This is a genomic window from Flavobacterium sp. (genome assembly GCF_017744675.1).
In the GTDB taxonomy this organism is placed as follows: domain Bacteria; phylum Bacteroidota; class Bacteroidia; order Flavobacteriales; family Flavobacteriaceae; genus Flavobacterium.
In genome coordinates this window covers 295,358-311,714 of sequence record NZ_JAGIAV010000001.1, presented here as the reverse complement: position 1 = coordinate 311,714, position 16,357 = coordinate 295,358, and the positions used below count along the sequence as shown (strand labels likewise).

Genomic DNA, 16,357 nt, shown 5'->3' with positions numbered 1-16,357 from the left:
CTGCCTTATAGTGCAACCACTAATTCGCCAACGACCTACAGCATCACTTGGAATGCAAGTCCAGCGAATAGTTTTCTGGCAGTCACAAATGCGGCTTTGCCTGCAAGTCCGATTACTATAGCCATACCTGCCAATACCGCAGCAGGAACATACACGGGAACTCTGACGGTAAGCAATGCGAACGGATGCACATCTGCGGCGAATAATTTTACGGTAACTGTTAATGCGGTTCCCACAATCACAACGACAGGGAATCTAACTCCAGTTTGTCAAAATTTATCTGTGCAAACAGCTTCTTTACCATATTCTGCAACAACTGGTTCGCCGATTAGTTATTCAATAGATTGGGCAGTATTAAATGATCAAGGAACTACTACTTTTTCTTTCAATTCAGGAGGAGGAAACATCAACAATATTACTATTCCTGCAAATGCACCAGCAGGAACTTATAGCGGAGTAATGACTATTTTTACAACAAACGGCTGCCAAACGACACAATTAATTTCTTTAACTATTAATAGTGTTCCAACTATAAGTACTGCAGGAGTTTTTGCTCCAGTTTGTCAAAGTTCATCGGCTCAAACTACTACTTTAAGCTATAATTCAACAACTGGTTCTCCAACTAGTTATGCTATTGATTGGATTGCTTTAACAGATCAAGCATCCACACCATTTCCTTTTAGTTCAGGATCGGGAGATATTATTAATGTGAATGTTCCGGCAAATGCTTCTTCAGGAACCTATAATGGTGTAATGACAATTACAACTTCAAGCGGTTGTTCGGTAAATCAGAGCGTTTCCTTAACTGTAAATCCAGTTTCGGCTGCTCCAACAGCTTCTGTGACACAACAGCCAAGCTGCGTTAATAATACAGGTGTAATTACAGTTACTTCACCAGCACCAGGATCGGGATATACTTATAGTATAGATGGAGTAGATTTTAGCAATACTTCAGGAATATTTGCAGGATTATCTTTTGGGGTTTATAATGTACAAGTAAAGAATGTTGCAACGGGTTGTGAATCACCATCGACATCACTTCCAATAAATCCTTCAATTACTAAAGTATGGAATGGAAATGTTGATGCCAATTGGGGGAATGCAGCAAATTGGACACCAGCAGGAGTACCTATTGCTTCTGATTGTATAGATATTCCTGACGTAGGTGTTGATCCTATTATTTCTGGAACTGATTCAAACGTTTTTGCCAGTAGATTAACGATTCAGAATAATGGATCTCTAACTGTAAAAGAAACAAATTCGATAACTGTGACTAACGAAGTAAGTGTTCTTGGTAGTGGAATTTTGATTTTTGAAAACAGTTCAAGTTTAGTTCAAATTGCTGATGTAGATAATGTCGGTAATATAACATATAGAAGAAAAACATCGGTACGACGATTTGATCTGACTTATTGGTCTTCTCCAGTGACAAGAAATCCAGTTTTTACCTTACACGATTTTTCACCAAATACATTGGGAGACAAGTATTTTAAATTTACTGCCGCAGGGGGCTGGGCAACCGTTTATAATGGAGCAGAAGAAATGGTTAAGGGTCATGGTTATAGTATTAGGGGACCCCAATCTTTTGATACCGTAACACCTAGTGTTTTCAATGGTGAATTTGTTGGAGTGCCAAATAATGGAACAATCCAAGGGCCACCAGCAATTGCTGAAAAATTTTGCTTATTTGGAAATCCATATCCTTCGGCAATTTATGCAGATCAATTTATCCATGATAATGCAGCTAATTTTTATGGTACATTATTTTTCTGGACTCATAACACATCTCCTAAAATAACTGACCCAGGAGGTAACACTTATAAATATACCAATGATGATTATGCCATTTACAATTTATCGGGCGATACGACAGTTGGTAATCTAAGCGGTATTGGTGCACCTTCACCTGGAAATCAGACACCGTTAGCTGGTTATATTGCTGCAGGACAAGCTTTTTTTGCTAAATCAAAAACAGGACAAAATGGGGTTTTCACAAATTCAATGCGAGTACCTAGTCGTAATAGTCAGTTTTATAAAACTTCGGTTACTCCGGTTGTAGAAAAACATCGTGTATGGTTAAATTTAACAAATACAGAAGGAGCTTTTAAACAACTGCTTATTGGATATGTAACTGGCGCGACAAACTCTTTTGATTTTAATTACGATGCTATTACTTTGAATGCAAATCCGTATGTTGATTTTTATAGTATTAATGAGGGACAAAAATTAGTTATCCAAGGAAGAGCAGTTCCTTTTGTTGCAACAGATACAATTCCGTTAGGATATAAATCTACTATTCCAACAGGCAAATTTACAATTGCGATAGACCATACTGATGGAGATTTGACCAATCAGGATATTTATTTGCAAGACAATGTAACCAAAACTATTCATAACCTTAAAACAGGAAGTTACACATTTACGTCAGCACCGGGAACTTTTTTAAATCGTTTTGTTTTGCGCTATAAAAACGCGAATGAAGGAAAACCATTAGCTAATGAAGATTTTGAAAATCAAGATCAGAAAATTTTCGTTTCAGTAAAAGATAAAAACATTAAGCTGCAATCTATTTCTGAACTGGAGAATCTCGAAGAAACAGCTATTTATGATACTGGAGGAAAATTGTTATATCGCAAAAAACAAATTGGAAATAGGGAATGGGTTATACCAAATTTTCAGTCTGGGCCTCAAGTTTTATTGGTAAAAATAACTTTAGAAAACGGAAAAACAGTAATTAGAAAAATAGTCTTCAGATAAAATAAAAAAGCGGTTGAGAATTTTGAGACTCAACCGCTTTTTTATTCAATTAATGGTACGCTGTAAATTTTGATGCGTATTGGTAATTGCCTTTTCATTTTTATAGTCAATCCATTTTTGACCTTGAATTTTTCGCATCATGATATCAAAGTGACGCATAATAAAAACATTGTATGCTGCTTTGGATAAATTGACAATATTTTTTGGAAATGATCTCAAGCTCATAGAAAATCCTGGCGTTAGATATTTCATATAATGCCAATAGCCTTCTGGCATATAAAGCATTTCACCATGTTTCAGATTGGTAATGTAACCTTCAACATTCTTGAGTGCAGGAAACTTTTCATAATCTGGATTGTCAAAATCAATGTCTTCTCTCGAAATTAAAGCATGAGGCACTTTGTACATAAATTTTGATTGGTTTGGAGGGAAAATCATACATTGTTTTTCTCCGTGGAAATGAAAATGAAGAATATTAGAATAATCAATATCATAATGCATAAACACTTTCGAATTTTCTCCTCCAAAAAATAACATTGGCATTTGCTTCACTAATTTTAACCCAATATCAGGCCATAAGAAGTCATTTTTTAATGAAGGAACCTCTTTCATTAGATTGTAAAGAAAAATGCGGTAATTGGTAGGTTTTTCTTCTAATAAGTCGATATAATCGCTCATTTTCATTGTGGTATGCGCTTCGTTGAATCCGTCTTCATGATTTACAGGTCTGTCGTCGTACAAAGGCACGATCGAATCTCCTGCGATTTCTTTTATATAAGATAATTTCCATTTGCTATAAGCTGGCCAATCTTCGGTCAATTCTTCGATAACAACAGGAACTTGCTTTTTTACATATTGGGAAACAAAATCGTCTCTTGAGATTTTTTTTACCCTTTCAATTTGTTTTAATTCCATTTTTATAAATAAAAAAATTGCTTATAAGTTATAAGCAATTTAAAAATATTTGTTGAGAATTAAGATCTCTTTTCGCTAAATTTTTGATCTGATCGATGCCCAAAAGGTGCATTTAAAAAGTATTTTCTTAAGATTTCTGCAGATTAATCGGCTGCATATTTGTTGCTCCAGATTAGCATCATCATTAAAGTAACAATTACAGAAGAAGCAATTCCTTCAAATAATAGACAGATGCAATAAGTTGGAACTGATGGATTTCCTCCGAACATGAAAGTTTGAGACAAAGTTTTTACATAAGCATCTCCGCCTCGAGCATAACTATAAACCAATAAGCCAAATACACTCATGCATACACCAACTACAGAAGTAGTCATTGCAGAAATGGCATTAGATAGAAAATCAGTTTCACCTTCACGAAGATTCATTTGCATGGTCCTGTTAACCCCCCAGAATATAAAGAAAACGTTGAGTGTTCTCAAATAAAACAAATCTGCTAAACCTAGTACATTCATTAATAAAAAATAAATGCCAATTCCGAGGAAAATCAAAAACCCATTGGTAATTTCTTTAGGTAATTTCATAGTGGTTATTTTTTAGAAGTTAATAGTAAATGTTTGAGAAACAATGCTCTATCAAATTTACTAAAAAATTAGCTACGAAGATTTAAAAACAGTAAAAACTATGCTGTCAGGTTTTTTAAAGAAGAGTTTATAAAAGCCAAAGAATCAATTTTATCTTGATCAAGTTGGACTTTTAAAGCATCTACAGAACTAAATTTTTGTTCTTCGCGAATGTAATGCAGTAAAGAAACTTGAATATTCTGATCGTAAATGTCTTTATTGAAATTAAACAGATGAACTTCAATAGTTTGTTTCTCGCCATTCACAGTTGGATTAAAACCAATATTCATCATACCAAAAATAGTTTCTTCGTTTACAGTTGCTTTTACCACATAAACACCAATTTTTGGTATGAGCTTGTAGTCTTCTTCGATGTGAATATTTGCTGTAGGAAAACCAATTGTTCTTCCAAGCTGTTTTCCTTTTACAACTGTTCCATTCAAGAAATAGTTGTATCCTAAATATTCATTGGCCAAAGCCATGTTTCCTTCATTTAAAGCTTTTCTAATTTTAGTCGAACTAACGGAAACATCTTGAATTTCTTCGGCTGAAATTTGTTCTACTTCAAATCCGTATTCAATTCCAAAAGCAATCAAATCATCAATATTAGCAGTTCTATTTCTTCCAAAACGATGATCGTGACCAATAATAATTTTTTGAATCTGAAATTTCTCCACCAAAATAGTGCGAACAAATTCTTCGGCCGTTAATCTTGAAAAACTTTCATTAAAAGGATGAACAACTAAGTTTTCTATTCCAGTTGCTTCCAAAAGCTTTATTTTTTCATTAATAGTATTCAGCAATCTTATTTCCGATTTTTCTTGAAGAACCATTCGCGGATGCGGGAAAAAGGTAAGTACTAAACTTTCATATTTTCCGTTTTCAGTATGTTGCGTAATTCGCTCCAGAATTTTTTTATGACCGATATGCACACCATCAAAGGTGCCAAGAGTTAAGATAGTTTTCTTGATTGACTGGAAATCGTTTATAGAATGAAAGAGCTTCAAAACAAATTATTTAAGATGCTGCAAATTTATACTATTCTCTTTTAAATTTAATGCTCTGCTAAATCGAATTTTAACGTATAATCTATCTTTTTATAAAAATAAGCCAACTCGTCGATTAAAAAGCAATAATTGTCTTATAGATAATTTGATTTCTAATTAATTCAAGTAATTTTGATGTTATATTTTAAGAGTATGAAAAAACAACTACTTTGTATATTTTTAATTTTTTGTTTTGCCAATGTTGAGGCACAGGATGTTTTGTGGCAAAAAGTGACTTCGTCATCTCTTTTGAGAAAAGCTAATGGAGAAAGTTCCAATAAATTATATTACAGGCTTAATGCCAATCTTCTTGGTTCAAAATTGGCTTCGGTAACAAGTAAAACTGCAAAAAGTGCAGCATCAGAAATTACAATTCCAAATACTGATGGAAATCTAGAGCGTTTTGCGGTTTGGGAAGCGTCTAATTTTGACCCAGAATTACAGGCAAAATATCCAGAAATAAGATCTTATGAAGGTCGCGGAATAGACGATAAAAATGCTCGAATACATTTTAGTGTTGCTCCAATGGGAATGCAGACAATGGTTTTTAGAACAGCAAAACCAACAGAATATATTGAGCAAAATCCTGAGAATAAATCGGAGTATGTTGTATTTAAATCGGCAGACAACGCAGACTCAAAAATGCTTTTGAATTGTAAAACAACCAATTTATTTCTTGAGAATAAAACTTCAATTACAGCAAAAACAGCTTCTAATGCTAAACAGTTTAAAACACTTCGATTGGCATTGTCTTGTACAGGAGAATATACCACTTATTTTGGCGGAACAAAAGCAGGGGCTTTGGCTGGAATGAATGCCACTTTAACTAGAGTAAATGGTATTTTTGAGAGAGATCTTGCAGTAAGATTGATTTTAATAGCCAATAATGATGCGGTTGTATATACAGATGCCGCTACAGATCCTTATTCTGTGGCATCAGTAGGTGCGGCAGATGGCGGACCTTGGGCAAAGGAAGTGCAAACTACGTTAACGAACGTTATAGGTGAAGCAAATTATGATATTGGTCATTTGTTTGGCGCTTCTGGCGGAGGAGGAAACGCAGGATGCATTGGTTGTGTTTGTGTGAGTCCAACATCTAGTCAGCCTATAGGAAAAGGAAGTGCTTTTACATCTCCAGCTGACGGAAAACCTCAAGGCGATAATTTTGACGTTGATTTTGTCGCTCATGAAATGGGACATCAGCTTGGTGGCTCACATATTTATTCATACACAAATGAGGGATTAGGAACTTGTTACGAACCTGGAAGTGGTTCTACTATTATGGGATATGCGGGAGTAACAAAGGGATATAATATTCAAGATCACTCCGATGCTTATTTTTCTTATGCGAGTATTAATCAAATACAGAATAATCTAGAGGGAAAAACTTGTCCAGTATCAACGCCTATTGTTGATAATAATCCTCCAGTTATAAATGCGGGTTCAGATTATACAATTCCAATTAGCACACCATTTATTCTAACAGGAACAGGTTCAGATCCTGAAGGAAATTCTATAACGTATACATGGGAACAATACGATAGCGCAACAACAGCTTTTGCAGGAAATAGTTTTACCTATGCCACAAAACCAGATGGGCCAATGTTTAGATCCTTCTTGCCAACAACTTCGCCTGTTCGTTATATGCCAGCCTTAAGCTCGGTGCTAAATAATCAGCTGACTACAAGTTGGGAATCTGTTTCTTCTATTGCAAAAACAATGAATTTTACGCTTACAGGAAGAGATAATGCTACACAAGGAATTCCGCAAACCAATACAGATGCAATGGTGGTAACTGTTACTGCCGCAGCAGGACCGTTTGCAGTAACTTCGCAAGCAGACGATAATTTAGGGTGGGCAAAAGGTTCTGCACAAACGATTAATTGGAGTGTAAATAATACTAATATACTTCCAGGGTCATCCAATGTGAATATTAAATTATCTCTTGATGGCGGCGCAACATTTCCAATTGTTTTAGCAAGTAATACACCAAACGATGGTACAGAAACCATATTGATTCCGTCAGAAATTGAGGCGTCTACAAACTGTAGGCTTCTGGTTGAACCTGTTGGCAATATTTACTATGCTATAAATAGTAAACCATTTGCTTTGGGTTATACGGTTTCAACATCTTGTTCTTCTTATGATTTTCCAGGTGGTTATTCAATAGGAACAAGCACTTCTTTTATTAATAAAACGGTAAACGTGTCTTCTACAGGAACTATTTCAGATGTAAATGTTTCTGTTAATGTTACCCATGAACGCTTTCAAGATCTTGAAATCCAAATTGTAAGTCCGAGCGGCACTGTTGTATCTTTATTTAATAAAAGTTGTGGCTCAACAAATTCAACACTTGCACTTCAGTTTGATGACAGTGGATCTGCATTAAATTGTGGCACAACGACCAGTCAGATTGTAATTCCTGCTAGTGCCTTAAGCGCGTTTAACGGAGAAAATCCTCAAGGCAACTGGGGTTTTAAAGTTCGTGATGCTGTTGTTGGAATGTTTGGAACTATAAATTCTGCTTCGGTAAATATTTGCAGTAAGACATTTACATTAGGAAATTCAGATTTTGATAACGCAAGCTTTGTTGCCTATCCAAACCCGAATAAAGGAAGTTTTACTGTACAATTTGATAGAGATTCAGTAAGCGAGATTAAAGTGTATGTGAATGATATTACAGGGAAATACGTTTACGAAAGAACTTTTCAAGGATCAGGTTATTTTATTCAAGATATTCAATTGCCAGATGTTCCATCAGGTCTTTATTTTGTAACAGTTACTGATGGAGATAGGAAAGAAGTCAAAAAGATTTTGGTAAATTAATTTTAAAGTGCTTAAACTTTAATGTGCCATAGCCATACAAATCATACTGATTTTTGCTCCAGGAATTTTTAATAAAGCTCTGGAGCAAGCTTCAATTGTGGCGCCAGTTGTAAGTACATCGTCAACAATTAAGAAATGTTTGTTATGATCGGATTCGGTAAATTGGGCATCAAAAATGTTTTCGATATTTTCAGATCTTCCTAAAAGATTCTTTTTAGATTGTGTTTTAGAATAAATTTTTCGAATTAAAATATTTTCCTCAAAAGGAATTTCAAAACCAGAGGCAATCGCTTTTCCAAAAGTAGTTACTTGATTATAGCCTCGTTCCTTAAATTTTCTTTTATGGAGAGGAACTGGAATTATGGCATCAAAAGGAATTTCAAATTGAAGTTCTTTTAAATCCTCGACATACCAGCTTCCTAAGACAGTACCAATTTCTTGATGACCTTTGTATTTTAAATTATGAATTAATTCCTGAACGATTCCTTTTTTATTAAAATACAAAAATGCCGAGGCGAATTGAATATCAATCTTGCCGTAAAATTTTTTAATAGCTTCGTTTTTTGGATCTAAATGATAGTAAGTTAGAGGCATTTCATGTCTACAGATAGTACAGAAAACAGTTTCGTTTTGAAGTAAAAGAGCTCTGCATCCGCTACAGACTTTCGGGAAAAACAGATTTATTAGATAATTAATCACAAAAAGAGAGATTTTATTTACAAAAGTAACAAAATCGGCACTTCAAACTTCATAATTTTTCTTTTTTATATAGGTACTTTTTATATTTTTGCATCACTATGGCAAAACAAGAAGATATATTTAAGAATGTGGTTTCGCACGCAAAAGAGTACGGATTTATTTTTCCGTCAAGCGAAGTTTATGATGGTTTAAGTGCAGTGTATGATTATGCACAAAACGGCGTTGAATTAAAAAAGAATATCCGTGAATATTGGTGGAAATCAATGGTTCAGATGAATGAAAATATCGTCGGCCTTGATGCTGCAATATTGATGCATCCAACAACTTGGAAAGCTTCTGGTCACGTTGATGCATTCAATGATCCATTAATTGATAATAAAGATTCTAAAAAAAGATATAGAGCAGATGTTTTGGTTGAAGATTTTGCTGAAAAAATTCACCAAAAAGCGCAAAAAGAAATTGAGAAAGCAAAAGCTCGTTTTGGAGATGCATTCAACGAACAAGAATTTGTAACTACAAACGCTCGTGTAATTGAATATTTAGCTAAAGAAAAAGAAATTAGAGAGCGTTTAGGACGTTCTTTAGGGGCTGGAGATTTAGCTGATGTTAAAGCTTTGATCGAAGAATTAGAAATTGCTGATCCTGAAACAGGCTCTAAAAACTGGACAGAAGTAAAACAATTCAACTTGATGTTCGGAACAAAATTAGGTGCATCTGCAGAAAATGCTATGGATTTATATTTGCGTCCAGAAACAGCTCAAGGTATTTTTGTTAACTTCTTAAATGTTCAGAAATCAGGTCGTATGAAAGTTCCTTTCGGAATTGCTCAAACGGGTAAAGCGTTCAGAAATGAGATTGTAGCAAGACAATTTATTTTCCGTATGCGTGAGTTCGAACAAATGGAAATGCAATTTTTTGTACGTCCAGGAGAAGAAATGAAATCATACGAATACTGGAAAGAAACGCGTTTAAAATGGCATTTATCTTTAGGATTAGGAAAAGAAAATTACCGTTTTCACGATCACGAGAAATTGGCTCACTATGCAAACGCAGCAGCTGATATCGAATTTAATTTCCCATTCGGATTTAAAGAATTGGAAGGAATTCACTCTCGTACAGATTTCGATTTAAAAGCACACGAAGAGTATTCTGGAAGAAAATTACAATATTTCGATCCTGAATTAAACGAAAACTATGTTCCTTACGTAGTAGAAACTTCTGTAGGTTTAGATCGTATGTTCTTGGCTGTTTTTGCAACTTCATTAAAAGAAGAAACATTAGAAGACGGTTCTACAAGAACAGTTTTAAAATTGCCAGCAGTTTTAGCGCCAACTAAAGCAGCAGTATTGCCATTGGTTAAAAAAGATGGCTTGCCAGAAGTTTCGAGAAAAATCATCGAAGATTTGAAATGGGATTTCAATGTGGCTTATGATGAAAAAGATGCTGTAGGACGTCGTTACAGAAGACAAGATGCTCTTGGAACGCCTTTCTGTATTACAGTAGATCATCAAACACTTGAAGATGAAACGGTAACAATTCGTCATAGAGATACAATGAAACAAGATCGCGTAAAAATTACTGAATTAAGAGGTATTATCGAAAACGAAGTTTCGATGAAAAACTGGTTAATGAAAATGTAATCTTTACAAGTTATACAATAGATCCCAAATTCCGTTAAGGAGTTTGGGATTTTTATTTTTTAAAATAGGTATTTTATCGGCTTTTTTTGCATTTCATCCTTATGTATTAACATTCGGCTCTAATGTGTTAACAATGAGTTTTTTGAGATATTTAAATCCGTAATTTTAAATTTATAATATCAACAAGAGTAATTTTTTCTTCATTACCGCAAATTAAATGTAATTTTTTGATTATGATTGTGTAGTGAGAAAACCAACAAAAACCAAAATTGAAAAAGTATTCGTATATTATAATTGATGATGACGCTGAGAGTATTTTGAGAACCCAAACAACCGCTTCAGGTTTTTCAGAATTATCTTTTATGGCATCGGCATCAAATTTTCAAGACGGTTTAGATTTGGTTTTAGAACATAAACCCGCTTTGATTTTTCTCGAAATCGAACCTAAAAACCTGTCAAGTCATTTATCACTGGCTTTTATAAGCGAGCTTCATCGCTTTTTTCAGCAGATTCCTAAGATTATCGTTACCACCAAACAAAAAGACAAAGCTTTTGAAGCCATTCAATACGGCGTTTTCGATTATCTATTAAAGCCTGTTGCACCAAACGATCTCTTAAAAACAGTTTTGAAACTCAATAGAGCCAATTTAGAGGCTCAAATGAGTTCGTTTAGAAAAGAACCGATTTCTGTTATGGTAGATGCAGAAACCATTCCGCAAAATATTCAGAAACCATTAACGATCTGTATAAAATCGTATGGCGATTACCGGTATTTGAATGCTGATGATATCTGCTATTTTCAGGCCGATAATAACTCGACGGATATTTATTTGAATACGGGTGAAATGATTACGGCATTTAAAACGTTAAAGCATTTTGAAGGAGTTTTGACCTATCCTTTTATTCGAATTCATAACAGTTATGTCATTAATCGAAATTACATTTCAAGGATTCATAGCGGAAACTCAATCTGTTACATAAAAAACTCTACCAAAAAGATTCCTTTTTCTAAAACCTACAAAGCAAATGTTGAGCAGATTATTGCCGATTTTGCAGCAGGAAATTATCTAGAAGTCTAAAAATTAGATATTTACATCAATTTGCTATCCATTGACTATCAATTGGGTATGATTGACTATAAACTCTATTTTTTGTATAAACTTTTTTTCATACTGGTGTTAGTTTTACACTCTGATTCGCACGCAAACAGCGAATCATCTCCAAAAATTAATACAAACATTAACACCTCAGGTCATGAAAAAAACAGCTTTAACAATCGGATTATTTTCTTTAATAGTAGTAGCAACTTCTTTTGTAGCTCCAGAAGTTTCTAATAAATTATCAGCTTCAATGACGGAGATTAATCCTCCTGTTTTAGGTGGCGGTGCTACAAATGGGGGAAGACAAAAAGTTGATTTTGCCTCATTAGAAAATAAAGCAAAAATAAATTCTAAGCATTTAAGTAGCTTTGCCGCAGATAGTCAATTTAAAAGAGTAACTGTAAAATTAGATTAAGAAAAATAGATATAGACAAAAAAAAGGCTGTCCAAAAAAGGGCAGCCTTTTTTTTGTGTCTATAGTTTTACTATTTTTGGTAAAACTCTTAAGCGATATTGAAAAAAAATTGCATAATATTATTCCTTTTTTGCTTTGTTTTGAGTTGTGTCAATAACAAAGATTCTAAAAATATAGACTTGCAAAAAGATAGTCTTGCTATTTACCTATCTAAGGCTAAGGATGTGAATCTGTCCTTGGAATATAAAAAAAACTACAATAAGAAAGCCCTTGAAATAATTTTAGATCAAAAAGATGATTCTATCAATAAAGTAAATCTTTTTAAAGTTGCTAACAGATATTATAACATGAGTGGCTGGAAGGAATATTTTCTGACTACCAAACTAATTTTGGAAAGATCTATAAATTCTAAGGACTCTGTTAATATGGCAAAAGCTTATAGTTATTTGGGAGACTACTATGTTTCTAAATCAATATCTGACAGTGCTTTTTTGAACTATTTCAAAGCAGAAAAAATATATTTAAAAATAAACGATAAAATTAATTTAGCGAAGATATTTTTGAATAAAGGAAATCTTCAGTTTAACGGGGGAGATTATTTTGAAAGTGAAATTAGTGTTTTTAAAGCATTACGAATTTTAAAACAGGAGAAAAATGTAAATGATTTGCTTTACGATTGTTATAATTTATTAGGACTTCTATATAACGAACGTGAAGAATACCAAAAGGCGTTTGAGTTTCATTATAATGCTTTAAATATATTAGATGATAAATCCATTCCTACAGAATTTCAATTGAAAGCAACATCTCTAAATAATATTGGTTATGTTAACTTAAAAAAAGGGAATTACAGGAATGCAAAAATTTATTTTCAAAAAGCATTAGATGAAGAGAATTTATATAGAGAGAATAAGGAGTTGTATGCCATTATTTTAGATAATTTGGCCTATTCTAAATTTAGATTAAGAGAAACGGGAAATCTATTTGTTGAGTTTGATAATGCACTAAAAATACGAGATACACTTGGGCTTAAATCGGGAGTCGTGTTAAGTAAATTACATTTGTCTGAATATTTTGCTTACAAAAAAGATACTCTCGTTGCCATTGAATATTGTAATCAGGCTTTGATTTTGTCAAGAAAATCTAACCAAATAGCTAACACATTAGATGTACTTAAACAAATAGCGCTTATTGATCCAGAAAATGCATCAAAATATTCTCGAGAATATATTAAGCTTAATGACCAAATGCTAAAGGCCGAACGCAAAATGGGAGAAAAATTCTCTCGCATCGAGTACGAAACCAACGAAATAAAGGATCAAAATTCCAGTCTTGAGGAAAAGAATAAAACCTTGATTTATGTATTTAGCATTTGTACATTGATCGGACTGTTCTTTTATGTTTACAAAACACAGCAAGCCAAAAACCGCGAACTTATTTTTAAGCAGCAGCAGCAGATTGCCAATGAAGATATTTACAATTTGATGATTTCGCAACAGAATGAAATTGAGCTAACACGAATAAAAGAAAAGAAAAGAGTAGCACAAGAATTGCATGATGGCGTTTTGGGCCGCATGTTTGGTATTAGAATAAGTTTGGACAGTTTGGAAAAATTAGACGAAGACGAAGCGATTTCTAAAAGAAAAAAGTATTTGACCGAACTGAAAAATGTTGAGCAGGATATTCGAGAAATTTCACATGACCTAAATAGAGAAAAATCAGAATTAATTAATAATTTTGTTTCGATTTTGAATAAACTGTTTGAAGATCAGAGAAATACGTATAGCTCGAAATTAATTACGTCTTTCGATCCTGAGATTAAATGGGATTTGATAAGTAATATTGAAAAAATCAATTTGTATAGAATTGTTCAAGAAGGACTCCAAAATTGTAATAAATATGCGAATGCTGATATTATTAAAGTAGAGTTTAAAAACGAAGGCAATAATTTGGTTTTAATCATCGAAGATGACGGAATTGGATTTAATACCAAAAGAACCAAAAACGGAATTGGTCTGCAAAACATAGAATATAGAGCAAAAGAATGTAAGGGTACAGTTACTATAAAATCTGCCAAGGGAGAAGGAACCACTCTCACAATAAACATCCCAATAGACCCAAACTCTAACCTGCATAATAATGACATTTGATTTAAAAGCCTCAGTTCCACAATTAATTAAGAAGAATGTTTTAATAGTAGACGACCATCCGTTTATTATTGAAGGATACAAAAATGCCATAACTCGATATAATCCAAAAAAATATGAGTTTTTAATTTCGCAGGCACACGATTGCAGATCGGGCTACGATATCATAGAAAACGAAAATACACCAGATTTTGATATTGCTTTTTTAGACATCAGTATGCCTGCTTACGAAGAAAAAGAGATTTTTTCTGGAGAAGACCTTGCTAAATTGCTTTTGAAAAAAATGCCTTCATGCAAGATTGTTCTTCTTACCATGTATACAGAATTGCTAAAAATAAAAACCATTATAAGAACAATTCAACCCAACGGATTGATTATCAAAAATGATCTTACTTTTGATGAATTGCTTTTGGCTTTTGACATGGTAATGAAAAATGAAAAATATTACAGCCAGTCGGTTCTAAAAATGCTGAATCAATCAACGCACAATGCAATAGAGATTGACCAGTACGATAAACAGCTATTGGTTCATCTGGCAAAAGGAACTTCAATTCATGAAATGCTGCAAAACATTCCGATTTCCTTAAATGCGATCGAAAAACGAAAAAAACATTTAAAAGAATTACTGAAAATAAGAAGCGGTTCTGATTTAGATTTGGTAAAAGAAGCAAAAAGCAAGGGACTCTTTTAGTATAAAATTCCAAAAAATAAAAACCAATAAAAAATTCCAAATTCCAAAGCTTTAATAGCGTTCTTGGAATTTGGAATTTTTTATTTGGAATTTCTTTCCCTTATTCAGTCAAAGCATCCCATCCGCGTGCTTTTAAAGCAATTTTTGTGTTGGCGCGGGTTACAAGGTGTATTCCTTCATTTTCTTCCGTCATATGTCCGATAATAGAGAAATTCGGATTTCCTTTTATCTTGTCAAAATCATTGATGTCAATTGTAAATAAAAGTTCGTAATCTTCGCCGCCATTTATAGCAACGGTTGTACTGTCGATATTAAATTCTTCGCAAGTAGAAATAAACTGCGGATCTAGCGGCAATTTATCTTCATACAAATTGCATCCTACTTTAGATTGTTTGCAGATATGAATAATTTCAGAAGACAATCCGTCTGAAATATCAATCATAGCCGTTGGTTTAATTTCTAAAGCATGAAGCAAAGTTCGAACATCTTTTCGCGCTTCAGGTTTTAGTTGGCGTTCTACCAAATAAGTATAAGGATCTAAATCGGGCTGATTGTTTGGGTTAACTTGGAAAACTTGTTTTTCGCGTTCCAAAACCTGCAATCCCATATAAGCCGCACCAAGATCTCCAGTTACCACTAGTAAATCGGTTTGTTTGGCCCCGTTTCTGTAAACCAACTCATTTTCATCAGCTTCTCCAATTGCGGTAATGCTAATAATCAAGCCTTTTTGAGATGAGGTTGTGTCTCCGCCAATAACATCAACTTTGTATTCTTTTGCAGCAAGCGTAATTCCTGCAAACAATTCTTCTAAAGCCTCAAGCGGAAAACGATTTGAAACGGCAACCGAAACTGTAATTTGTGTCGGTTTTGCATTCATGGCACAAATGTCAGAAACATTTACTACAACTGCTTTGTAGCCTAAATGCTTCAATGGCATGTAGGCCAAATCAAAATGAACACCTTCAATTAATAAATCGGTCGAAACTACTGCTTTTTTGTCTTTAAAATCAAGAACAGCAGCATCGTCGCCAATACTTTTTAAAGTAGACTCTTGAGTAACATCAAAGTTTTTGGTTAAATGATCAATTAAACCGAATTCGCCTAATTGCGCTATACTAGTTCTCTGCTGATTTTTATCTTCAATCATTTCTGTAAAGTTCCAAAGTTATTAAGGTGCAAAGGTACAAAGGATTTTTTTAAAGATGCTAAGATTCTGAGATGCTAAGGTTCTAAGTTTTTTTATGCCATGTTTATTCTGTACGGACGCACTGCAATAGGCATAAAAAATATTTGAATAAAATTGTGTGTATTATAAATTGTAGAGGGGCACTGCAGTGCGTCTAACGCCCTGTATATCCTCATTGTTTTGTACATGCTTTGTGTAGACGCACAGCAGTGCGTCTCTACGTTTGTCAGCAGCAAAAAATAATTTAAAAATTATTTTTTTGCTGCTGACAAACTGTTGTCACCGGCCCATTCTACTTTTGAAGTATTAAAAATA

General features: G+C 33.7%; 12 protein-coding genes. 7 read left to right on the top strand and 5 right to left on the bottom strand.

Annotated features, from left to right (window positions below; genetic code table 11):
- A partial coding sequence (locus J7574_RS01400; protein ID WP_290963159.1) for a T9SS sorting signal type C domain-containing protein occupies positions 1–2,757 on the top strand: 2,757 nt, incomplete at its 5' end.
- 45 nt (positions 2,758–2,802) lie between these two features.
- On the opposite strand, the gene J7574_RS01395 is transcribed toward J7574_RS01400, so the two are convergent.
- The 3 genes from J7574_RS01395 to J7574_RS01385 form a co-directional block, all read right to left on the bottom strand.
- Positions 2,803–3,672 carry a cupin-like domain-containing protein gene (locus J7574_RS01395; protein ID WP_290963158.1) on the bottom strand — a complete coding sequence of 290 codons (870 nt, stop codon included), beginning with the start codon at positions 3,670–3,672 and terminating at the stop codon, positions 2,803–2,805.
- A gap of 143 nt (positions 3,673–3,815) precedes the next feature.
- Positions 3,816–4,253 carry a hypothetical protein gene (locus J7574_RS01390; protein ID WP_290963157.1) on the bottom strand — a complete coding sequence of 146 codons (438 nt, stop codon included), beginning with the start codon at positions 4,251–4,253 and terminating at the stop codon, positions 3,816–3,818.
- Positions 4,254–4,351: 98 nt separating this feature from the next.
- Positions 4,352–5,299: a bifunctional riboflavin kinase/FAD synthetase gene (locus J7574_RS01385; RefSeq protein WP_290963156.1), complete on the bottom strand. Its 948-nt coding sequence runs from the start codon at positions 5,297–5,299 to the stop codon at positions 4,352–4,354.
- Positions 5,300–5,491: 192 nt separating this feature from the next.
- Between J7574_RS01385 and J7574_RS01380 the strand changes: the two genes are divergently transcribed.
- Positions 5,492–8,164: a reprolysin-like metallopeptidase gene (locus tag J7574_RS01380; RefSeq protein ID WP_290963155.1), complete on the top strand. Its 2,673-nt coding sequence runs from the start codon at positions 5,492–5,494 to the stop codon at positions 8,162–8,164.
- Positions 8,165–8,182: 18 nt separating this feature from the next.
- Here the strand turns inward: J7574_RS01380 and J7574_RS01375 are convergent, their stop codons facing one another.
- Positions 8,183–8,863, bottom strand: a complete 681-nt coding sequence (locus J7574_RS01375; protein ID WP_290963154.1) for a ComF family protein — start codon at positions 8,861–8,863, stop codon at positions 8,183–8,185.
- Between the two features lie 98 nt (positions 8,864–8,961).
- On the opposite strand from J7574_RS01375, the gene J7574_RS01370 reads away from it, so the two are divergent.
- The 5 genes from J7574_RS01370 (at position 8,962) to J7574_RS01350 (ending at position 14,856) form a co-directional block, all read left to right on the top strand.
- On the top strand, positions 8,962–10,503 hold the full coding sequence (locus tag J7574_RS01370) for a glycine--tRNA ligase (protein ID WP_201999387.1): 1,542 nt from the start codon (positions 8,962–8,964) through the stop codon (positions 10,501–10,503).
- 269 nt (positions 10,504–10,772) lie between these two features.
- Positions 10,773–11,582, top strand: a complete 810-nt coding sequence (locus J7574_RS01365) for a LytTR family DNA-binding domain-containing protein (protein ID WP_290963153.1) — start codon at positions 10,773–10,775, stop codon at positions 11,580–11,582.
- 175 nt (positions 11,583–11,757) lie between these two features.
- Positions 11,758–12,018: a hypothetical protein gene (locus J7574_RS01360; RefSeq protein WP_290963152.1), complete on the top strand. Its 261-nt coding sequence runs from the start codon at positions 11,758–11,760 to the stop codon at positions 12,016–12,018.
- Positions 12,019–12,197: 179 nt separating this feature from the next.
- Positions 12,198–14,168 carry an ATP-binding protein gene (locus J7574_RS01355; protein WP_290963151.1) on the top strand — a complete coding sequence of 657 codons (1,971 nt, stop codon included), beginning with the start codon at positions 12,198–12,200 and terminating at the stop codon, positions 14,166–14,168.
- The gene (locus tag J7574_RS01350) at positions 14,158–14,856 is read left to right on the top strand and encodes a response regulator (protein ID WP_290963150.1); all 699 of its coding nucleotides are present in this window, start codon (positions 14,158–14,160) and stop codon (positions 14,854–14,856) included. The genes J7574_RS01355 and J7574_RS01350 overlap by 11 nt, the downstream gene beginning before the upstream one ends.
- Positions 14,857–14,956: 100 nt before the next feature.
- On the opposite strand, the gene thiL is transcribed toward J7574_RS01350, so the two are convergent.
- Positions 14,957–16,003, bottom strand: coding sequence for a thiamine-phosphate kinase (gene thiL, locus J7574_RS01345; RefSeq protein WP_290963149.1), 1,047 nt, complete (start codon positions 16,001–16,003; stop codon positions 14,957–14,959).
- Between the last annotated feature and the right edge of the window lie 354 nt (positions 16,004–16,357).

Coding starts and splice junctions, on each gene's coding strand:
- J7574_RS01395 (WP_290963158.1), bottom strand. CDS start 3,672: ATGGAATTAAAACAAATTGAAAGGGTAAAAAAAATCTCAAGAGACGAT.
- J7574_RS01390 (WP_290963157.1), bottom strand. CDS start 4,253: ATGAAATTACCTAAAGAAATTACCAATGGGTTTTTGATTTTCCTCGGA.
- J7574_RS01380 (WP_290963155.1), top strand. CDS start 5,492: ATGAAAAAACAACTACTTTGTATATTTTTAATTTTTTGTTTTGCCAAT.
- J7574_RS01370 (WP_201999387.1), top strand. CDS start 8,962: ATGGCAAAACAAGAAGATATATTTAAGAATGTGGTTTCGCACGCAAAA.
- J7574_RS01360 (WP_290963152.1), top strand. CDS start 11,758: ATGAAAAAAACAGCTTTAACAATCGGATTATTTTCTTTAATAGTAGTA.
- J7574_RS01350 (WP_290963150.1), top strand. CDS start 14,158: ATGACATTTGATTTAAAAGCCTCAGTTCCACAATTAATTAAGAAGAAT.
- thiL (WP_290963149.1), bottom strand. CDS start 16,003: ATGATTGAAGATAAAAATCAGCAGAGAACTAGTATAGCGCAATTAGGC.